At 68.7% G+C, this 19,999-nt stretch carries 19 protein-coding genes; 7 read left to right on the forward strand and 12 right to left on the reverse strand.

Translation table 11 applies throughout. The features are described 5' to 3' along the window. Nucleotides 1-5: 5 nt before the first annotated feature. On the reverse strand, nucleotides 6-2,168 hold the full coding sequence (gene scpA, locus AC1DSC_RS06785; protein WP_018902828.1) for a methylmalonyl-CoA mutase: 2,163 nt from the start codon (nucleotides 2,166-2,168) through the stop codon (nucleotides 6-8). Between the two features lie 127 nt (nucleotides 2,169-2,295). Here scpA and AC1DSC_RS06790 point away from each other — a divergent pair, with 127 nt between their 5' ends. Further along, nucleotides 2,296-2,943: a GntR family transcriptional regulator gene (locus AC1DSC_RS06790; protein WP_012747247.1), complete on the forward strand. Its 648-nt coding sequence runs from the start codon at nucleotides 2,296-2,298 to the stop codon at nucleotides 2,941-2,943. Between the two features lie 123 nt (nucleotides 2,944-3,066). On the opposite strand, the gene AC1DSC_RS06795 is transcribed toward AC1DSC_RS06790, so the two are convergent. Then, nucleotides 3,067-3,852, reverse strand: coding sequence for an IclR family transcriptional regulator (locus tag AC1DSC_RS06795; RefSeq protein ID WP_018902829.1), 786 nt, complete (start codon nucleotides 3,850-3,852; stop codon nucleotides 3,067-3,069). A gap of 188 nt (nucleotides 3,853-4,040) precedes the next feature. Between AC1DSC_RS06795 and AC1DSC_RS06800 the strand changes: the two genes are divergently transcribed. Continuing rightward, on the forward strand, nucleotides 4,041-4,988 hold the full coding sequence (locus AC1DSC_RS06800) for a tripartite tricarboxylate transporter substrate binding protein (RefSeq protein WP_020610549.1): 948 nt from the start codon (nucleotides 4,041-4,043) through the stop codon (nucleotides 4,986-4,988). 34 nt (nucleotides 4,989-5,022) lie between these two features. Continuing rightward, a complete protein-coding gene (locus AC1DSC_RS06805) occupies nucleotides 5,023-5,904 on the forward strand; it encodes a TauD/TfdA dioxygenase family protein (RefSeq protein WP_018902831.1) in 882 nt (293 codons plus the stop codon). A gap of 12 nt (nucleotides 5,905-5,916) precedes the next feature. On the opposite strand, the gene dusA is transcribed toward AC1DSC_RS06805, so the two are convergent. Genes dusA through senA form a run of 6 tightly spaced genes read right to left on the reverse strand, consistent with a single transcriptional unit; the run spans nucleotide 5,917 to nucleotide 11,669 of the window. Next, nucleotides 5,917-6,918 (reverse strand): tRNA dihydrouridine(20/20a) synthase DusA, encoded by a 1,002-nt coding sequence (gene dusA, locus AC1DSC_RS06810; protein ID WP_018902832.1) that lies wholly within the window; start codon nucleotides 6,916-6,918, stop codon nucleotides 5,917-5,919. 51 nt (nucleotides 6,919-6,969) lie between these two features. Then, the gene (gene phnE / locus AC1DSC_RS06815) at nucleotides 6,970-7,809 is read right to left on the reverse strand and encodes a phosphonate ABC transporter, permease protein PhnE (RefSeq protein WP_018902833.1); all 840 of its coding nucleotides are present in this window, start codon (nucleotides 7,807-7,809) and stop codon (nucleotides 6,970-6,972) included. Between the two features lie 13 nt (nucleotides 7,810-7,822). Continuing rightward, nucleotides 7,823-8,662, reverse strand: coding sequence for a PhnE/PtxC family ABC transporter permease (locus AC1DSC_RS06820; RefSeq protein WP_012747187.1), 840 nt, complete (start codon nucleotides 8,660-8,662; stop codon nucleotides 7,823-7,825). 2 nt (nucleotides 8,663-8,664) lie between these two features. Continuing rightward, entirely contained in the window at nucleotides 8,665-9,483 is an 819-nt protein-coding gene (locus AC1DSC_RS06825) for a phosphonate ABC transporter ATP-binding protein (RefSeq protein WP_018902834.1), read from the reverse strand. Nucleotides 9,484-9,508: 25 nt separating this feature from the next. Then, nucleotides 9,509-10,366, reverse strand: a complete 858-nt coding sequence (locus AC1DSC_RS06830; protein WP_012747185.1) for a putative selenate ABC transporter substrate-binding protein — start codon at nucleotides 10,364-10,366, stop codon at nucleotides 9,509-9,511. A gap of 52 nt (nucleotides 10,367-10,418) precedes the next feature. After that, the gene (senA, locus tag AC1DSC_RS06835; RefSeq protein WP_062361878.1) at nucleotides 10,419-11,669 is read right to left on the reverse strand and encodes a selenoneine synthase SenA; all 1,251 of its coding nucleotides are present in this window, start codon (nucleotides 11,667-11,669) and stop codon (nucleotides 10,419-10,421) included. Between senA and senB the strand changes: the two genes are divergently transcribed. Further along, nucleotides 11,657-12,652 carry a selenosugar synthase SenB gene (gene senB / locus AC1DSC_RS06840; protein WP_080642484.1) on the forward strand — a complete coding sequence of 332 codons (996 nt, stop codon included), beginning with the start codon at nucleotides 11,657-11,659 and terminating at the stop codon, nucleotides 12,650-12,652. The genes senA and senB overlap by 13 nt on opposite strands. Beyond that, on the forward strand, nucleotides 12,649-13,722 hold the full coding sequence (gene senC / locus AC1DSC_RS06845; protein ID WP_012747182.1) for a selenophosphate synthetase SenC: 1,074 nt from the start codon (nucleotides 12,649-12,651) through the stop codon (nucleotides 13,720-13,722). The genes senB and senC overlap by 4 nt, the downstream gene beginning before the upstream one ends. A gap of 25 nt (nucleotides 13,723-13,747) precedes the next feature. Here the strand turns inward: senC and AC1DSC_RS06850 are convergent, their stop codons facing one another. After that, on the reverse strand, nucleotides 13,748-14,233 hold the full coding sequence (locus tag AC1DSC_RS06850) for a DUF305 domain-containing protein (protein WP_230537695.1): 486 nt from the start codon (nucleotides 14,231-14,233) through the stop codon (nucleotides 13,748-13,750). A 347-nt stretch (nucleotides 14,234-14,580) separates the two neighbouring features. Here AC1DSC_RS06850 and AC1DSC_RS06855 point away from each other — a divergent pair, with 347 nt between their 5' ends. Then, nucleotides 14,581-16,140, forward strand: a complete 1,560-nt coding sequence (locus tag AC1DSC_RS06855; protein WP_018902838.1) for a cation:proton antiporter — start codon at nucleotides 14,581-14,583, stop codon at nucleotides 16,138-16,140. On the opposite strand, the gene ilvB is transcribed toward AC1DSC_RS06855, so the two are convergent. Beyond that, a complete protein-coding gene (ilvB, locus tag AC1DSC_RS06860) occupies nucleotides 16,137-17,927 on the reverse strand; it encodes a biosynthetic-type acetolactate synthase large subunit (RefSeq protein ID WP_062361886.1) in 1,791 nt (596 codons plus the stop codon). The two genes, AC1DSC_RS06855 and ilvB, sit on opposite strands and share 4 nt — an antisense overlap. A gap of 65 nt (nucleotides 17,928-17,992) precedes the next feature. Here ilvB and AC1DSC_RS06865 point away from each other — a divergent pair, with 65 nt between their 5' ends. Further along, complete coding sequence (locus tag AC1DSC_RS06865; protein WP_196230422.1) at nucleotides 17,993-18,487, forward strand: Lrp/AsnC family transcriptional regulator; 495 nt, start codon at nucleotides 17,993-17,995, stop codon at nucleotides 18,485-18,487. Here the strand turns inward: AC1DSC_RS06865 and AC1DSC_RS06870 are convergent. Together AC1DSC_RS06870 and AC1DSC_RS06875 are read right to left on the reverse strand one after the other, a co-directional pair. Further along, entirely contained in the window at nucleotides 18,459-18,602 is a 144-nt protein-coding gene (locus AC1DSC_RS06870) for a hypothetical protein (RefSeq protein WP_018902840.1), read from the reverse strand. The two genes, AC1DSC_RS06865 and AC1DSC_RS06870, sit on opposite strands and share 29 nt — an antisense overlap. Beyond that, nucleotides 18,599-19,969, reverse strand: coding sequence for an HlyD family type I secretion periplasmic adaptor subunit (locus tag AC1DSC_RS06875; protein WP_018902841.1), 1,371 nt, complete (start codon nucleotides 19,967-19,969; stop codon nucleotides 18,599-18,601). Before AC1DSC_RS06875 ends, AC1DSC_RS06870 begins: the two co-directional genes overlap by 4 nt. Between the last annotated feature and the right edge of the window lie 30 nt (nucleotides 19,970-19,999).

The raw sequence follows: 19,999 nt of genomic DNA on the forward strand, positions 1-19,999 counted from the left end.
GCTTCTCAGGCCGAAACCGCCGCGCGGATCTGCTCCAGCACGTCCTTGGCGCTGGCCGGGATGGGCGTGCCCGGACCGTAGATGCCCTTGACGCCGGCTTCGTAGAGAAAGTCGTAGTCCTGCCGCGGAATCACGCCGCCGACGAACACGATGATGTCGTCGGCGCCCTGCTTCTTGAGCTCGTTGATGATGGCGGGCACAAGCGTCTTGTGGCCGGCCGCGAGCGTGCTCACGCCGACGGCATGCACGTCGTTCTCGATGGCCTGCCGCGCGCATTCCTCGGGCGTCTGGAACAGCGGCCCCATGTCCACGTCGAAGCCCAGGTCGGCGAACGCGGTGGCCACCACCTTGGCGCCACGGTCGTGCCCGTCCTGGCCCAGCTTGGAGATCATCACGCGCGGGCGGCGGCCCTGTTCCTCGGCGAAGGCGTTGATTTCGGTCTTGAGGGTTTCCCAGCCTTCGGCCGAGTCATAGGCAGCTGCGTACACACCGGTCACCTTTTGCGTGTCGGCCCGATGGCGGCCGAATGATTTTTCGAGGGCGTCGGAAATCTCGCCGACCGTGGCGCGCGCGCGCACCGCGTCGATGCTCAGCGCCAGCAGGTTGCCGGTGCCGTTTTCGGCAGCCTCGGTGAGCGCATCGAGCGCCGCCTGCACCTTCGCAGTGTCGCGCGAGGCGCGGATCTTCTGCAGCCGCGCCACCTGCTGGTCGCGCACCATCACGTTGTCGATGGAGAGGCTGTCGATCGCGTCTTCGTTCTTGAGCTTGTACTTGTTGACGCCGACGATCACGTCCTTGCCCGAATCGATGCGCGCCTGCTTCTCGGCGGCGGCGGCCTCGATCTTGAGCTTGGCCCAACCGCTGTCCACGGCCTTGGTCATGCCGCCCATCGCCTCGACCTCCTCGATGATGGCCCAGGCCGCGTCGGCCATGTCCTGCGTGAGCTTCTCCATCATGTAGCTGCCAGCCCAGGGGTCGACCACATTCGTGATGTGCGTCTCTTCCTGGATGATGAGCTGCGTGTTGCGCGCGATGCGGGCGCTGAACTCGGTAGGCAGCGCAATCGCTTCGTCGAGCGCGTTGGTGTGCAGGCTCTGCGTGCCGCCGAACACCGCGGCCATGGCCTCGATGGTGGTGCGCACGATGTTGTTGTACGGGTCCTGCTCGGTCAGGCTCCAGCCCGAGGTCTGGCAGTGCGTGCGCAGCATCAGGCTCTTGGGGTTCTTGGGGTTGAACTCCTTCATGATGCGGCACCACAAGAGGCGCGCGGCGCGCATCTTGGCCACTTCGAGATAGAAGTTCATGCCAATGGCCCAGAAGAAGCTCAGGCGCCCGGCAAAGCCGTCGACATCGAGCCCCTTGGCCAGCGCGGTCTTCACGTACTCCTTGCCGTCGGCCAGCGTGAAGGCCAGCTCCAGCGCCTGGTTGGCGCCGGCTTCCTGCATGTGGTAGCCGCTGATCGAGATCGAGTTGAACTTGGGCATCTTCTGCGCCGTGTACTCGATGATGTCGCCGATGATCCGCATGCTCGGCGCGGGCGGGAAGATGTAGGTGTTGCGGACCATGAACTCCTTGAGGATGTCGTTCTGGATGGTTCCGCTCAACTGGTCCTGGCTCACGCCCTGCTCTTCGGCCGCGACCACGTAGCCCGCGAGCACCGGCAGCACGGCGCCGTTCATGGTCATGGACACGCTCACCTTGTCGAGCGGGATCTGGTCGAACAGGATCTTCATGTCCTCGACCGAATCGATGGCCACGCCGGCCTTGCCGACGTCGCCGGTCACGCGCGGATGGTCGCTGTCGTAGCCGCGGTGGGTGGCCAGGTCGAAGGCCACGCTCACGCCCTGCCCGCCGGCGGCCAGCGCCTTGCGGTAGAAAGCGTTCGATTCCTCGGCGGTCGAGAAGCCCGCGTACTGGCGGATGGTCCAGGGGCGCACCGCGTACATGGTGGCCTGCGGGCCGCGCAGGTAGGGCTCGAAGCCGGGCAGCGTGTCGGTGTACTTGAGGCCCTGCAGGTCGGCCGCGGTATAGAGCGGCTTCACGGTGATGCCGTCCGGCGTGAGCCAGTTGAGCGCGCCCAGGTCGCCGCCCGGTGCCGACTTGGCGGCGGCCTTGGCCCAGTCGTCGAGGTTGGCCGGCTTGAAGGTGGGTTCGGGTTTGCTGCTCATGAGGGGCTTTTCGCAGTGTCTTGCAGGGTAGTCGCAAATTCGCCTGCAAGGGATTTGCAAGCCGGCCGCGAGTCTAACCGATCCGTAATTATTAATTCAAACCCGTTTTTGCGGTACAGTCCGCCCCATGTCCGCCCTCACCCTCACCCCGCGCGCCCTCTATGAAGAGGTGGCCGAACTGCTGCGCCAGCGGATCTTCCGCCGCGAGCTCGAGCCGGGCAGCTGGATCGACGAACTCAAGCTGGCCGAGGAATACGGCATCAGCCGCACGCCGCTGCGCGAAGCCCTGAAGGTGCTGGCCGCCGAAGGCCTGGTGACCATGAAGGTGCGGCGCGGCGCCTACGTCACCGAGGTGTCCGAGCAGGACCTGGCGGACGTCTACCACCTGCTCTCGCTGCTGGAAAGCGATGCGGCCGGCGTGGTGGCCGAGCGCGCGAGCGAGGCCCAGCGCGCGGAGCTCAAGGCGCTGCATGCCGAACTCGAAGCGGCAGGCGCCCCCGGCAAGGAAGACCGCGAGCATTTCTTCGCGGTCAACGAGCGCTTCCACATGTGCCTTCTGGCCATTGCGAACAACAAGTGGCGCGACCAGATGGTGGCCGACCTGCGCAAGGTGATGAAGCTCAACCGGCACAACTCGCTGCTGAAGGCGGGGCGCATCGCGGAATCGCTCGCGGAGCACCGGTCGGTGATGGCGGCCATCGAGGCACGGGATGCCGCGGCGGCGATGGCGCGGATGCGCGAGCATTTCACGAACGGCCTGGAAGCCGCGAACTGAGTTCTCCCCCAGTCTTCGCGCACTTCGTGTCGCTCCGCCAACCCCCTTCCGGGGGCAACACCAGAGGACCGGCAAAGCCGGATCCCCGGTGTTTCACGAAGGGAGCCGTGGCAGCGGCGGGGATCAGTCGGTGCTGACGGTGCCGGCTTCCTGGGAGATCCGCTGGGCGGTTTCGAGGAGCCTGGGGGCGACGCGGCCGAGCATGACGTCCTTGGGCAGCAGGTAGGCGGGGCCGCCGCAGCTCACGCCGTAGCGCTCGCCGCGCGGGCCCTTGAGCGCAAAGCCCAGGGCATGGATGTGCGGATGCCACTCGCCGAACGAGCTGCAATAGCCCAGGCGCGCGTATTCATCGAGCCCGGCCATCAGGCGCGGTTCGATCGAGGGCCAGTTCTCGCCGCTCTCCAGGCGGATCTGCTCCAGCACTTCGGCCCGCTCGGCGGCGGGTAGCGCGCCCAGGTAGGCGCGGCCCGCGGCCGAGGTGGCAATGGTCATGCGCGAGCCCACTTCGATGCGCGAACTGATCAGCGCGGAGCGGGGGCGCAGCGAATCGATGATGAGCATGTCGAGCTCGTCGCGCACGCCCATGTGGACACTGGCGCCGGCAAATTCGGACAGCTCTGAAAGATGCGGCCGGGCCACCGTCCGCAGGTCGAAGTGGCGCAGGTAGCGGCTGCTCATGTCGAGCAGCGCGGGCCCGAGGCTGAAGCGGTCGCTGTCCTGCGACTGCTTCAGGTAGCCCGCGGCCACCAGCGTGGCCGTGAGGCGGGACACGGTGGCCTTGGGGATGCCGGTGGTTTCGGCCAGGTCGCGATTGCTGATGGGTGCGGCTGCCATTCCGATGACCTTGAGCAAGGCCAGCCCCCTGGCAAGCGCGCTGACTTCTTCTTTGCCGCCAATCGCGTCATTCATGTATCCAAACCCTTTTTTTTAGATGTTCGTTCATTCTTCAGCAAAAAGCGGTTGACGTGACGGCGCTCGGGAATCATTATTTCGAAACAATGTTCCATTTATACAGAAATTCGAGACATTCCGCTGGCGGCTCAACCGCCCTTCTTCCCTCGCGAGACCGGCGCCTGCTGCTGTTGGCGGGAAGCGGCTTGGCGCTGTCCGGCTTTGCGGCCGCCGCCCCGGCGGCGACCGCGGGCGACGCGGGCGGCTACCCCAAGGGGCCCGTCAAGCTCATCGTCCCCTTTGCGCCCGGCGGGCCGACCGACACAGTGGCGCGCCTGATCTCGCTCAAGCTGCAGGAGATGTGGGGCCAGCCGGTGCTCGTCGACTACAAGCCGGGGGCCGGCACGGCCATTGGCGTCGACTTCGTCGCCAAGGCGCCGGCCGACGGGCTGACCTTCGGCATGGTGAATTCGTCCTTTGCGGTCAATCCGTCGCTGCGCAAGAGCCTTCCGTACGACACGGTGAAAGACCTCGCGGGCATCACGCAGATCGCCAACCTGCAGCTCGCGATCGTCGCGCGGCCCGATGCGCCCTTCGGCACGCTGGCCGAGCTCATCGCCTACGCGAAGAAGAACCCGGGCAAGCTCAGCTACGGCACGCCCGGCGCCGGCAGCACCACGCACCTGGGCGCCGAGCTGCTCAAGCGCGAGGCGGGCTTCGACATGCTGCACGCGCCCTTCAAGGGCAGCGCGCCGGCGCACACCGAACTGCTGGGTGGGCGGCTCGACCTCGTGTTCGACCCTTTTCTTTCGGTGCTGCCATACGTCAAGGCGGGCCGGATGAAGATGATCGCCACGCTCGGCGAGAAGCGGATTCCGGGCTACGGCTATCCGACCGTGGCCGAGACCCTGCCGGGATTCCACGTGAGCGCCCTGCTCGGCTTCGTCGCGCCGCGCGCCACGCCGCCTGCGGTGGTCGCGAAGATCCAGGCCGACACCGCCAAAGTGCTGCACGACCCCGAGATGCGCCGCCGCGTCGAGGAACAGGGCATGGACGTGGTGGCTTCCACCCCCGCGCAGTTCGACGCCTTCGTCCAGAGCGAGATGAAGCGCTGGTCGCGCGTGATCGCCGAAGCCGGCATCCAGGCCGAATAGGCATCGCCATTTTCCATCCTCATTGGCAAGACCCATGTCCTCCCTCGAACTCACCCCCCTGCACCCGCTCTTCGCCGCCGAGGCGCGCGGCATCGACATCACGCAGCCGCTCTCGCCTTCCGAGGTGAAGCAGATCAACGCGGCCATGAACCGCTATGCCGTGCTGGTGTGGCGCGGACAGCCGCTCACGGGCCAGCAGCAGATCGATTTCGCGAAGTCGTTCGGCCCGCTCGACCTGGGCCTGAAGAAGGTCTTCAAGCGCCCCGAGCGGCTGGAGGACGAACGGCTCATCGACATCTCCAACGTCGATGCAGAAGGCAAGGTGGCGCGCCGCGATTCGCCCAAGAACCTGTCGAATTTTGCCAACCAGCTCTGGCACAGCGACAGCTCCTTCCAGAACCCGCGCGCCGCCTATTCGATGCTGCATGCACTGGTGCTGCCGAGCTGGGGCGGCAACACCGAGTTCGCGGATCTTCGCGCCGCCTATGACGCCCTGCCCGAGCGCACCCGCTCGGAGATCGAAGGCCTGTGCGCCGAGCACTATGCGCTGCACACCCGCATCCTGCTGGGCGACGAGGCCTATACCGACGACCAGAAGAAAGCCATTCCACCCGCCGTGTGGCCGCTGGCGCAGACGCACCCGGGCTCGGGGCGCAAGCTGCTGTTCGTGGGCGTGCATGCACGCGAGATCATCGGCTGGCCGGTCGCCGAGGGCCGCATGTTCCTGTCCGATCTGCTCGAGCATGCAACGCGCCGCGAATTCGTCTACACGCACGAATGGCAGGTGGGCGACCTCGTGATGTGGGACAACCGCAGCACCCTGCACCGCGGCCGGCGCTACGACATCGGCGAGCGCCGCGAGCTGCGCCGCACCACCATCGAGGACGTGCCCGAGGCCACGCTGATGGCAGCCTGAGGCCGCGCGGCTTCAGGCCTCTTGCGCCGCGGGTTCGTGCGCCAGCGCCATCACCTCGTGCGGCGGACGCGCCTTGAGGCGATGGTCGCTCCAGACCTGGCGCCAGCGGCGCGCGCCGGGCAGGCCGTTGCGCAGGCCCAGCATGTGGCGCGCAATCGACGACCACTGCGTGCCATGTTCGGCCGCCTCGCGGACCATGTAGTCGCACATCAGCGCCTCGACGTCCTCGCGCGTGAGCGGCTGCGGCGCGGCGCCGTAGAACTCCGCGTCCCACTCGGCCAGCCACCAGGGGTTGTGATAGGCCTCGCGGCCGACCATCACGCCGTCGAGCAGCCGCAGGTGCTCGTGCACCTGCGCGTTGGCCGAGATGCCGCCATTGATCGAGAAATCCAGCTCCGGAAATTCGTGCTTCAGGCGGTGCACGAGCTCGTAGCGCAGCGGCGGAATCTCGCGGTTCTGCTTCGGGCTCAGGCCCTGCAGCCAGGCGTTGCGCGCATGCACGATGAAGCCCCGGCAGCCGGCCTCGCTCACCGCACCGACAAAGTCGCGCACGAACTCGTAGCTCTCGATCTTGTCGATGCCGATGCGGTGCTTGACCGTGACCGGCAGGCGGGTGGCGTCGACCATGGCCTTCACGCAATCGGCCACCAGCGCCGGCTCGGCCATCAGGCAGGCACCGAAGGCGCCGCGCTGCACCCGCTCGCTGGGACAGCCGCAGTTGAGGTTGATCTCGTCGTAGCCCCACTCCTCGCCGAGCCTGGCGCAATGCGCGAGATCGGCCGGCTCGCTGCCGCCCAGTTGCAGGGCCACGGGATGCTCTTCCTCGTTGAAGCGCAGGTGCCGCGGGACGTCGCCATGCACCAGCGCGCCGGTCGTGACCATCTCCGTATAGAGCAGCGCGTGGCGCGACATCAGGCGATGGAAGTAACGGCAATGGCGGTCCGTCCAATCCATCATGGGAGCGACGGAAACGACTTTTTCTTTCAAATTCAACAGCTTGGCGCTTTCGTTCATACAGATGGCCTTCAGCTGTAGTTTCTCATGCAGCGGCCGCCCGAGCGCGGTTCACCGCCCCATCAGCCGCCGCGCGATGTAGCTCGCGGCATCCACCAGCGCGACCAGCACGATCATGGCCAGCAGCACCGCGCTGGTCTCGCGCATCTGGAACAGGCCCAGGTGGAAGGCCAGCATCTGGCCCAGTCCGCCGGCGCCGACCACGCCCAGCACGGCCGCGGCGCGGATGTTGTTCTCCCACCGGTAGAGCGCATAGCTCATCAGTTGCGGCAGCACCTGCGGCAGCGTCGCATAGAGGAACACCCGCCCTTCCGGCACGCCGCGCACGCGCAGCGCAAAGGCGGGGCCCTGGGCCGCGTTCTCGATGCTTTCGGCGAACAGGCGGCCCAGCACGCCGGAGGTGTGCACCGCCAGCGCCAGCGTGCCCGCGAAAGGCCCGAGGCCGGCCGCTATCAGCAGCAGCGCGGCCCACATCAGTTCCGGCACGCTGCGCAGGGCGTTGAGCAGCAGCCGCGTGGGGCCGCGCCAGCGCGCCGGGTCGCCGGCGTGCAGCTTGCTCGCGGGCAGCGCGAGCAGCAGGCCGGCCACCACGGCCAGCAAGGTGCCGACCACCGACATCGCCAGCGTCTCGAGCGCGGCCGGCAGCAGCTTCTGCAGGAAGGCCGCACCAAGGGCCGGCTTGGCGAGCTCGCCGGCGAAGCGGCCCATGCGGGCCAGCGAATCGATCGAGAAGAAGCGCGCCCACTGCAGGTCGAGCGACCAGAAGCTCGCGACCACCAGCGCCGCCAAGGCAGCGACCATCCAGCAGGCGCGGCAGCGCGCATCGAACAGCGGCGGCGGCAGCCGGTAGACCTCGTTGGCGGCGGATGGTTGCGGTTCGGTCTTGGGCATGGCGAGGAGGCTCTCAGGCCAGGGCGCGCCGCAGCCAGGCGCTCAGCCGGTCGGTGGCCGCGACCAGCAGCACGAACACCAGCAGCATGGTGCTGACCTCGGCGCCGTTGAACATCTTCATCGACGCATCCATCTGCTGGCCGAGCCCGCCCGCGCCCACGAAGCCGAGCACCGCGGACGAGCGGATGGCGCACTCCCAACGATAGACGGTGTAGCTGGTGAGCTCGGCCGCGTTCTGCGGCAGCAGGCCGTAGAAAAAGGCCTGGATGCGGCCGGCGCCGTTGCGCAGCAGCGTCTCGGTCGGATGGGCATCGCCGCTTTCCAAAATCTCGCCGTAGACCTTGCCCAGCATGCCGGCATAGGTGAGCGCGATGGCCAGCACGCCGGCCGTGACGCCCAGCCCGACCACGCGCACGAACACCAGCGCCCAGATGAGTTCCGGCACGCTGCGCAGCACGATGAGCAGGCCGCGCACCGAAAAGCGCAGCACCGCCGGCAGCGCCGCCATGCGGCCGGCCAGGCCGGAGATGGAGAGCGAGCGCACCGACAGCAGCGTGAGCGGAACCGCCAGCACCATGGCCAGCGTGAGCCCGGCCGTGGCAATGGCCACCGTGCGCCAGGTTTCCCGCGCCACCAGCGCCAGGAACTCCGCGTCCATGCGCGGCGGCACGAAGCCGGCCAGAAATTGCAGCGCCGGCTCCATGCCGCCAGGCGCCAGCAGCAGCCAGGGCTTGAATTCGGTCAGCACGAGCATGGGCCACAGCACCACGGCCGCGGCCAGCAGCCAGAACACGCGGTGCGCCCAGGCGGGGTCGCGCTCGGCCGGTGTTGTGCGTGACGGGACGGCGGCCATGCTCAGCGGCAGTGCATCACGACAGGAGCCGCTGCGACCGGACCCTCGTCGAGGACGCCGGCCTGCGCCGGCTCCTGCGCATAGAGTTCGCGCAGCAAGGCCGGCGTCACCTGCGCGGTCGGCAGGTCGAAGGCCAGCAATCCGTCGCGCAGGCCGATGATGCGCGGAAAGTGCTGCAGCGCGAGCGGCACGTCGTGCAGGGTGGCCACCAGCGTGGCCCCGCTGTCGCGCGCCCATTGCGTGAGGGTGTCCAGCGCCTGCCCGGCGCGGGCCGGGTCCAGCGCCGACAAGGGCTCGTCGACCAGCACCAGCTGCGCCTCGGACAGCAGGCCGCGCGCCAGCCCCACGCGCTGCCGCTCGCCGCCGGACAGCCGGTCCACGCGCGCGAAGAGCTTGTCCGCCATGTCGAAGCGCGCGAGCGCGGCGTCGGCCTGCGCGATGCCGGTCGGATAGAACAGGCTGCGCAGCGCCTGCCACAGCCCGATGCGCGGCAGCCGGCCCGCCAGCACCGCGGTCACCACGCGCTGGCGCGGCGGCAGCGGCGGCACCTGGGGCGCCAGGAACAGCCGGCCGCGCAGGCGCTGCAGTTCGCGCCGGGGCAGCCGCCAGGGATCGCGGCCGTCGAGCTCGATGCTGCCGGCCGCGGGCGCCAGCGCGCAGGCCATCAGGTGCAGCAGCGTCGTCTTGCCGGCGCCCGAAGGGCCGATCACCGCAGCCTGCTCGCCCGCCGCCACGTGCAGGTCCAGCGCCCGCAGCGCCGGCGGCGCCGCGGCGGGGGCCGCCGGGTGCCGGCCGGAGGCCGACCGCAGCTCGATGTTCACCAGCTTCGCTCCTGCATTGCGCCGGTCAGTTCAGCAGCCCGGCGTTGCGCGCCGCGGCCTCGATGCCCTTGTAGTTCTCGGCGCGCGTCGGCACGAAGCGCGTGGCACGCTGCAGCGCGAGGATGTCCTTGCCCTCAGGCGTGGCCGGGCTCAGCTCGATGAACGCGCGCACCAGCTGCTCGCGCCGGGCGGCCGGCATGTCGGCATGCACGGTCCAGTTGTAGTCGTAGTAGGCGGGCGTGGTGTAGAACACCCGCACCTTCGCCGGATCGACCTTCTTGTCGGCCACGAGCTTGTCCCACACCGAGATGTTGAGCGCCCCCGCGTCCACCTTGCCGGATGCGACCGCGGCCACCGTGGCATCGTGCGCGCCGGAATAGGCCACGCGCTTGAGGTCGCGGTCGGGGTCGATGCCGGCCGCCAGCAGGAAGCTGCGCGGCATCAGGTGGCCCGAGGTGCTGGACTGCGAGCCGAAGCTCAGGTTGCGGCCCTTGAGGTCGGCGAGCGAGCGGATGTCCGGATTCGTCGTGATGAACACCGAGCGGAATTTCTCGTCTTCCTCGCGCTGCACCAGCGGCACCACCTTGCCGCCCGAACGATGGCTGGCCTGCACGAAGGTGAAGCCGCCGAGCCAGGCCAGGTCGACCTGCTTGTTGGCCAGGGCCTCGACGGCGGCGGCGTAGTCGGTGACCGGCGTGAATTCGACCTTCACGCCCAGCTTGCGCTCCAGGTAGGCGGCCAGCGGCGCCGACTTGCGCGCGAGCTCGGTCGGCGATTCGTCGGGGATCGCGGTGATGCGGAAGGTTTGTTGGGCCTGCGCGGCGATGGCACCGGCCAGCAGGGCCAGCGCCAGCACGAAGCGCGGCAAGACAGCGAATTTCATGAGACTCCCGAAAAGCGAAGAACAAGGCGGGGATTAGACCGCAAGACCCCAATCACCCGCCGGGGGCCCGGCAGCTGCGGAAGCCGGCGAAGATGTCGCGGCGGTGCGGCTCGAAGAAGTTGCGGTAGCGCGCATGCGCGAGCGCCGCCGACGTGGCGTGGCAGGCGCCGCGCAGCACCCGCCGGGTGCCGAACCACGGCGCCGAGTAGTCGCGGTAGGGATGGGGCGCGAAGCCTGGGTAAGGCTCGAACGGGCTCGAGGTCCATTCCCAGACCCGGCCCCAGGCGAAGCCCGGCAGCGTGAGCGCCGCGCACTCCCATTCGGCTTCGGTCGGCAGCCGCCGCCCGGCCCAGCGGCACCAGGCCTCGGCTTCGTGCGCGTTCAGGTGGACCGCTGCGCCCTGCGGGTCGAGCGGCAGCCAGCGGCCGCCGCGCCGCTGCTGCCAGCCGGTGCCCGCCGCACGCAGATGGGCAGGGTGGCGCAGCAGCTGGCGCGCGAGCCAGTCGCGGCCCGCGTCGGACCACCACGCCGGGTGCTCGTAGCCGCCGGCTTCCACGAACGGCAGGAAGCGCGCCCAGCTCACGGCCTGCGCATCGATGCGCAGCGGCTCGATGCTCACGTCGTGGGACAGGAGCTCGTTGTCGAACGCAAAGCCGGTGCCTGCATCGGAACCCATGCGCAAGCGCTGCGCCGGCAGTTCCAGTTCGGCATCCTCTGCAAGCTGCGGCGCAACCCCGCCCTCGCGCAGCGCGATGCCCAGGCCCTCGGCCATGTAGGCCGCCGCTTCCGCATGCATGGCCTCGTGCAGGGCGACCAGGCGGAAGAAGTAGAGCGCATCGTCGTGCGCATCGGGCGGGAGCTCGTCCAGCAGGGCCAGCGTTTGCGCGAGCGTGCGTTCGAGGTAGTCGCGCGTGGCCTCGGCATCGGGCAGCGGGAGCGCCCAGCGGGTGCGGTGCGCCACGCGGCCGGAGTCGTACCAGGCATCGGCCTGCGGCAGCAGCGAAGGCTCGCGCGCGTGGTCCGGCTCGCAGGCCACGCCGCGTGCGCGCTGCCGGTTGCGGCCGATCCACCATTCCTGGAACCAGGCCACGTGGCCCAGCTCCCAGAGCGGCGGATTGAGTTCGGGCGCGTAGCCGATGCCGGGATAGGCATCCCCCAGCGCGGCCCGGAAATCGTCCGCGAGGTCGAGCGTGCGCCGCCGTGCAGCCAGCAGCGCCGCGCGCACCGATGCCGGCGGCCCCGCGCGCAGCGCGAGTGCCTCGGGCGCACCGGCCACGCTATAAACAGGCAATGTCGAATCCATCGCTTGTCATCGTAAGCCCGGCCTTGCCCGGCGCCAACAATGGCAACTGGCGCACCGCCCAGCGCTGGAAGGCCCTGCTGTCGCCCGTCTGCAGCGCGCGCGTGGTGCAGCAATGGCCCGATGCAGACGCATCGGCCGACACCGTGATGCTGGCGCTGCACGCGCGGCGCTCCGCGGAATCGATCGCGCACTGGGCCCACGCCCACCCCGGCCGCGGCCTGGGCGTGGTGCTGACCGGCACCGACCTGTACCAGGACATCGGCAGCGACCCGCAGGCGCAGCGCTCGCTGCAGCTGGCGCAGCGCCTGGTCGTGCTGCAGGCGCTGGGCGCCGAGGCCCTGCCGCCGGAGTGCCGGGCCAAGGCGCGCGTGGTGTACCAGTCGACATCCGCGCGCGCCGAGCTGCCCAAGTCCGCACGCCAACTGCGCGCGGTGATGGTCGGCCACCTGCGGCAGGTCAAGTCGCCGCAGACGCTGTTCGACGCGGCGCGCCTGCTGTGCGGGCGCGAGGACATCCGCATCGACCACATCGGCGACGCGGGCGATGCCGGGCTGGGCGAGCTTGCGCGCGCATTGGCAAGCGACTGCCCGGGCTACCGCTGGCTCGGCGCCCTGCCCCATGCGCAGACCCGCCAGCGCATCCAGCGCGCCCACGTGCTGGTGCACACCAGCGCGCTGGAAGGCGGGGCCCACGTGATCATGGAAGCGGTGCGCAGCGGCACGCCGGTGCTGGCGTCGCGCGTGCCGGGCAATGTCGGCATGCTCGGCAACGACTACGCGGGCTACTTTCCGCACGGGGATGCCGCCGCACTGGCGGCGCTGCTCGAGGCCTGCCGCGCGGGCCAGGGCTCCAAAGACCGCGCGGCCGGTCTGCTCGACAGCTTGCGCACACAATGCGCGTTGCGCGCGCCGCTGTTCGACCCCAGGGCCGAGCAGGCCGCACTGTTCCAACTCCTGAACGAACTCCAGCCACCACCACCATGAACGCTGCCCTCCCGCAAGCCCCCGCCGCCGAGCCCCGCCTCACCTCGCTGTCGCACGGCGGCGGCTGCGGCTGCAAGATCGCGCCCGGCGTGCTGTCGGAAATCCTCAAGGGCACGGCGCGCATGCCGATGCCGCCCGAGCTGCTGGTCGGCATCGAGACGGCCGACGACGCGGCCGTCTACCAGCTCAACGACGAGCAGGCGCTGATCGCCACCACCGACTTCTTCATGCCGATCGTCGACGATCCGTTCGACTTCGGCCGCATCGCGGCCACCAACGCGATCTCCGACGTGTATGCGATGGGCGGCAAGCCGATCCTGGCGCTCGCGCTGGTCGGCATGCCGATCAACGTGCTCAGCACGGCGACCATCGGGCGCATCCTCGAAGGCGGCGAATCGGTGTGCCGGGCGGCGGGCATTCCGATCGCGGGCGGCCACACCATCGATTCGGTCGAGGCCATCTACGGGCTGGTCGCGCTCGGCCTGGTCCACCCGAAGCGCGTCAAGCGCAATGCCGGCGCCAAGGCCGGCGACCTGCTGGTGCTGGGCAAGCCGCTGGGCGTGGGCATCCTGTCGGCGGCGCTCAAGAAGGAGGCACTCGACGCGGCCGGCTACCAACGCATGATCGCCACCACGACGCGGCTGAACACGCCCGGCCCCGAGCTCGCGGCGCTCGACGGCGTGCATGCGCTGACCGACGTGACGGGCTTCGGCTTGGCCGGCCATGCGCTGGAACTGGCACGCGGCGCAAAGCTGTCGCTGGAGATCGACTGGCAGCAGGTGCCCGTGCTGGAAGGCGTGCGCGGCCTGGTGCAGTCGGGACACGTCACCGGCGCATCCGGCCGCAACTGGGCCGGCTACGGCTCCGATGTGGCGCTGCCGCAGAACTTTGCCGAGGAAGAGCGCGCCCTGCTCACCGACCCGCAGACCAGCGGCGGACTGCTGGTTTCGTGCGCGCCCGAGGCGCTCGACGAGGTGCTGGCCATCTTCCGCCGGCATGGCTTCGACGACGCCGCGGTGATTGGCACTGCCAGCGCGCAAGGGAGCGCGCCGCGGCTGGTGATCCGCTGACGGGCTGCCGGGACCGCGGCTCGGGCTACCTCGCACCCAGTCGCTTCTGGATTGCGTTCATCTCATCGATCTCCTTGCGCTGCGAGCTCGAGATCTGCCCGCACAGCCTGACCAGTTCCGGGTCCTTGAGCTCGGCCTCGCGGCACATGAGGATGGCGCCCGAGTGGTGCGGCACCATCGAGGCGATGAACTGCCTGTCGCCGATCAGGCCCTGCTGCCGAGTCCCGGCCAGGGCGGCGACAAACAGGATCGCGAGCCCCGCATGGAGCGCCGCATTGAGCGCCTTGCTGCGGTACATGCCTCGCATGGTGGCGAGCATGATGATTCCCATCGGCGCGACCATGGTGAGCGCCATGTAGAACATGTTGAGGTTGTTCCGGAAGTCGCCCCAGCCGTCGATCATCGAAAACATGACCAGGTACATGACGGCGAGGCTGAGCAGCATGTTCACTGCAAACATCCCGTAGGGGTGCCCGCCTTGGTGCTGCGGGGCATGTTCGTGAGGTTCCATCGTGTTCTCTCTCTCTGCAAAGACGAGCATGGGCCCGTTGCCGTACCCTGCGCAACAAACGAAACCCGATGCTCCTTTTTTGTAAAGCTGTGCTCGCGTAGGAAAAAAGCGCATCGCCTCGTGGGAAGCTGCAAGCGGCGGCGCGGTGTTCGATGCGCCGCGCCATGGCTAAACGCGGGCATTGCTGGAGGCCACGCCGCGGCCGCTGGCCTCGCTCGCATCGCCCGAAGCACAGTCCCTTCCCGAAGAAATCTTCGCCTGAGCGGCGCGCACCGACGGCATCCCGCAAAAAACGGCCGAGCCTCTCCTAGTATTCTGGGAACGACATGAAGAACTGAGGGGCCCCGGTGGACATCTTCGAAAACGTGCTGCTCATGCTGGTCGCGGCCTGCCTGCTGCTGCAGCTTTCGCGGCGCCTTGCGCTGCCCTACCCGTCGATGCTGGCGCTGGCCGGCGTGGCGCTGGGCGCGATGCCCTGGGTGCCGCACATCAGCCTCGATCCGCACCTGGCGCTCGCGCTTTTCATCGCGCCTGCACTGCTCGACTCGGCCTTCGACACCGCGCCGCGCGAGCTGCGCCGCAACTGGCTGCCGCTGGTTTCGCTGGTGCTGGTGGCCGTGCTGCTGACCACCGCTGCGGTGGCATGGGCCGGCTGGGCATTCGCCGGCCTGCCGCTGGCCGCGGCCATCACGCTCGGCGCCATCGTCGCACCGCCCGATGCGGTGGCCGCCGCGGCGGTGATGCAGCAGTTCCGCATTCCGCGGCGCACGCTGTCGGTCATCAACGGCGAAAGCCTGCTCAATGACGCCGTCGCACTGCTGGTGTTCGGCGTGGCGGTGTCGGCCGCAGGCTCGGCGCACCTGCCGATCACCAGCTCGCTGCCGATGCTGCTGGTTGCAGTGCCGGGCGGCGCGCTGGTCGGCATCGCGTTTGCCAAGCTCAACCTGCACGTGGGCGCACCGCTCTTTGCCGGCACGCGCTCGGCCATCATCTTCCAGTTTGTCATGACCTTCGGCGCATGGATCGTGGCCGAGCGGCTGCACCTGTCGCCGATCATCTCGGTGGTCGCGTTCGGCATGACGCTGGGCCAATACGCGCCGGGCCGCAACGCACCGCGCGACCGCGTGCATTCCTACGCGGTGTGGGGCGCGGTGGTGTTCACGCTCAACGTGCTCGCGTTCTTCCTGATGGGCCTGCAGGCACGCGGCATCGTCGACCGGCTTTCGGGGCCCGCGCTTGCGCACGCGCTGCAATTCGCGGGCATCGTGCTGGCGCTGGTCATCGCCGTGCGTGTGGGCTGGGTGCTGTTCTACGGTGCGGTGATGCGCGCGGCCAAGCACCGGCTGGGCTTCAAGCCCCGGCGCATCGCGATTCCGTCGAAGCGCATCGGGCTGCTGGTGGGATGGTCGGGCATGCGTGGGCTGGTCACCATGGCCACGGCCTTCGCGCTGCCGCCCGACTTTCCGGGACGCGACCTGATCGTGCTGAGCGCGTTCGCGGTCGTGCTCGGCACGCTGGTGATCCAGGGCTTCACGATCGGGCCGCTGATCAGGGCCTTGAGGATCGCGCCCGATGCATCGCTCGAAGAAGAGATCTCGCTCGCGCGCACCGCCATGATGGATGCGGCGCTGTCTGCGCTCGAAGCCGAGAACGGCACCGAGGCCGAGGCCGTGCGCGACGAGTACCGCGCAGCGCGCGTGCTGGCGTCGGACACGGCCGAGCCGCAGGCGAAGACGGCGCACGACCGCCTGCGCGCCACGGCCATCCGCGCGCAGCGGCAGGCGCTCGACGGCCTGCGCGCGAGTGGCCGGATCGAGGACGACACCTACCACCGGCTCGAGGAGGAGATGGACTGGGCCGAGCTCAATGCGATCCCGGCCGCCGACGTGCGCCTGCAGAGCGTCTAGGCTTCTTCGTACCAGCGGTCCTTCGCCAGCATCACGCGGTGGTGCCCCTGCCCGGCCGGCATCATCGGAAAGCAGTTTTCCTGCGCGGCGACCTGCACGTCGAGGAAGAACGGGCCTTCGCTGGCCAGGCATTCGGCCAGCGCGGCTTCGAGTTCGGCCGGGTCCGACACGCGGCGTGCGCCCCAGCCGAAGGCCTTGGCCAGCGCCACGAAATCGGGCAGCGCCTCGTTCCAGCTGTGGCTCAGCCGGTTGCCGTGGTTGAGCTCCTGCCACTGCCGCACCATGCCCATGTAGCCGTTGTTGCACAGCACCAGCTTCACAGGCGCGCGGTGCTGCACCGCCGTCGACAGCTCCTGGATGTTCATGAGCACCGAGGCGTCGCCGCTCACGCAGACCGTCAGCGCATCGGGGTGGCCGATCTGCGCGCCGATGGCCGCGGGCAGCCCGTAGCCCATGGTGCCGGCGCCGCCCGAGGTGAGCCAGCGGCGCGGGCGGTCGAAGCGCAGGTATTGCGCGGCCCACATCTGGTGCTGGCCCACGTCGGTGGAGACGATCGCGTCGCGGCCCGCGATGGCGCGCTGCAGCGACGACATCAGCTGCTGCGGCAGGATGGCGTCGCCACGCTGCGCGAAGCGCAGGCACGCCTCGGCACGCCAGCGCTCGATGCGCTCCCACCAAGGCGCGAGCCGTTCGGGCGCAAGGCCTTCGGCCGGCAGCAGCGCAAGCACGGCGTCGAGGATCGCGGCGCAGTCGCCCACCATGGGCACATCGACCTTCACCACCTTGTTGATGCTGCCCGGATCAATGTCGATGTGGATCTTGCGCCCATGCGGACAGAACTCGTCGAGCTTGCCGGTCACGCGGTCGTCGAAGCGCGCACCGACGCACACCACCAGGTCGGCCTCGTGCATCGCAAGGTTGGCTTCGAGCATGCCGTGCATGCCCAGCATGCCGATGAATTTGGGGTCGGACGCGGGGAAGGCGCCGAGCCCCATCAGCGTGAGCGTGCACGGCGCATGCAGGCGCTGCACCAGCTGCGCGAAGGCCTCGCAGGCGGCCAGCCCCGAGTTGATCAGCCCGCCGCCGCCGTAGAGCACGGGCCGGCGCGCGGTCGAGAGCAGGTCGGCCGCGCGCTGCAGCATGGCCTTCGGCGGCAGCGCCGCCCTGCCCGTGCGGAGCGCGCGCAGCGGCTTTGGCGCAGTGCCATGCGCGAGGCGCGCGAGCTGGACATCCTTCGGCACGTCGAGCAGCACCGGCCCCGGCCGGCCCGAGGCGGCGATCTCCAGCGCGCGGCGCACCAGCGAAGGCACATCGTCCGCCGTGCGCACCTGCTGGTTCCACTTGGTGACGGGGCGCGACATGCCCAGCGCATCGCTCTCCTGGAAGGCCTGCGTGCCGATCACCGCGGTCGCGACCTGCCCGCTGATGCAGAGCACCGGCACTGAATCGCTCATGGCATCGAGCAGCCCCGTGATGGTGTTGCCCACGCCCGGCCCCGAGGTGACCAGCACCACGCCCACGCGCCCCGTGCTGCGCGCATAGCCCTCGGCCGCATGCACCGCGGCCTGCTCATGGCGCACCAGCACGTGGCGCAGCCGCGGCTCGCCATGCAGCGCGTCGTACAGCGGCAGCGCGGCGCCGCCCGGGTAGCCGAAGATGGTGTCGACGCCGCACTCGACCAGCGTGTCGAGCAGGGCCTCGGCGCCGTTGCGCACGCGGAAGGCGGCGCCGGGGACTTCGGGGTGGAGGGACGGGGAAGGCGTGAGGGGAAGGTCGAGCAGTCGCATGCCGTCTATTTTTCCGCTTCTGATGCAGAATTTGCTTCTTTCTTTTGGCTCTTTCGGTCCAATTCATGAAAACTCTTCGGAAAACAGCCTCCATTGAAGAAGGATCTTTCGACAAGATCGACATGGCGATCCTGCGGGTGCTGCTGCTCGATTCGCGCAAGACCCTGCAGGAGATCGGCAACGAGGTCGGCCTGTCGCCCACCAGCTGCTGGACGCGCATCAAGAAGCTCGAAGCCCATGGCGTCATCAAGCGCTACACCATCGACGTGGATCCGGCCAAGCTCGGCTACCACGATTCCGTGATCGTGCAGGTCACGCTCGAAAGCCACACCGACGAAACGCTCTACGACTTCGGCCGCGTGCTCGCGACCATTCCGGAGATCCAGGAGGCCTATCTTGTGTCGGGCGACTACGACTACTACATCCGCATTGCGGTGCGCGACACGCGCGACTACGAACGGCTGCTGCGCGAAAAGCTCTACAAGATCCCGGGCATCCGCCACAGCAAGTCGCATTTCGTGCTGCGCGTGCTCAAGGAAACCAGCGTGCCGGTGATCTGAGGGGGCTGGGCCGGCACACGAGCCAGCCGTCGATCTCGTCGATCGCATCGGCCTTGGGACCGCCCGCAAGCGCCTGCAGCCGTATCCGCGGCAGCAGGTCTTGCTTCACCTTCATTCTTCCGTCATCGAGGCGGCGATGCGCTTGGTGAGCGGATGCAAGAGGTAGACGAGCAGCGAGCGCTCTCCCGTCTTGAAGACCACCTCGACCGGCATGCCCGGCTGCAGCGAGCGCTTTCCGAGCTTCTTCAGGCCCTCTTGCGTCACGGCCACCCGCGCAAGGTAGTAGCTCGCGTTGGTCTGCGAATCGACCAGCAGGTCGCCGGAGACCGAGACCAGCCTGCCCTGCACCACGAGCTGCGGAGAATGGGCAAAATTCGAGAAGCGCACATCCACCGGTATGCCGGCGCGGACGCGGTCGATCAGGTGGGGCGGCACCCTGGTCTCGAGCAGCAAGGGCTCGTTGGCAGGAACCACGTCCATCAGTTTCTGCCCTGGCGCGACCACGCCGCCAACGGTCTGCGCCACCAGCGCCACCACCTGGCCCGAAGCGGGCGAGCGGATTTCGGTGCGGCCCAGTTCATCGCGCAAGGCAACGAACTTCTCGAAATCTCCAAGCACCTCGCGGCTGACTTCGGCCTGCTGGGTTTCCACCTCCTTGTGGTACTCCTGCTGCCGAACGATGGCGCGCTGGCGAAGCTCCGCGACCGATCGCCGCGCCCGGCCCATGTTGCCGATGAGTTCTGCGATGGAGGTGTTCGATTCCGCCACTTGCCGCTCCATCTCCAGCTGGCGATTGCGCGGGGCAAAGCCTTCGCCGACCATCTTGCGCATCTGGCCCAGTTCTTCGTCGAGGAGCGACAGCTGGGTCCGGCGGCTGCCCAACATGCTTGAATAGGCTTGGGACAGCTCCTGCTGGCCCTGGATGTTCTCTTCGATCGATTGCAGGTCGGCGCGCAAGGCGGCGCGGCGCGACCTGAGCAGGTGCTCCTGGTTGAACATCTGCTGGCGGATCAGCGGGTCCGAGGCCGCCGCCTGCAGGTCCGGATGAAAGTCGATGGTGTCCTGGCCCGCCTGTTCGGCCAGCAGCCGGCTCTGTATGGCACGAAAGCCCAGATAGCGCTGCCGCACGGTTTCGAAGCTCGCCCTGGCCGCGGCGTCGTCGAGCTTGAACAGCAACTGGCCTTCCTGGACCTGGTCGCCCTCGCCCACCCGCACCTCCTTGAGAATGCCGCCGATCTGGTGCTGGACAGCCTTGCGCTTGGTGTCGATGGCCACCTGCCCCTGGCTCGGCACGCCCTCGTCCAGCGGAGCAAAGGCAGCCCACAGCAGAAAGCCGCCGAATCCGGCAGCCAGCGCCCACGCACCGATGCGCCCTGCACGGCCGAACTCGTTTCCGAGGCCGTTGGCATCGTCCTGCGACAGACCGTTGTCCTCGGCCGGCAGGGGGTTGGAAGCGACGTCCCGCAGATTCGGTCTGGCCATTTGAAGCTCCCGGAGATGAATCGATGACAG

The organism is Variovorax sp. 01N425 (genome assembly GCF_056399465.1).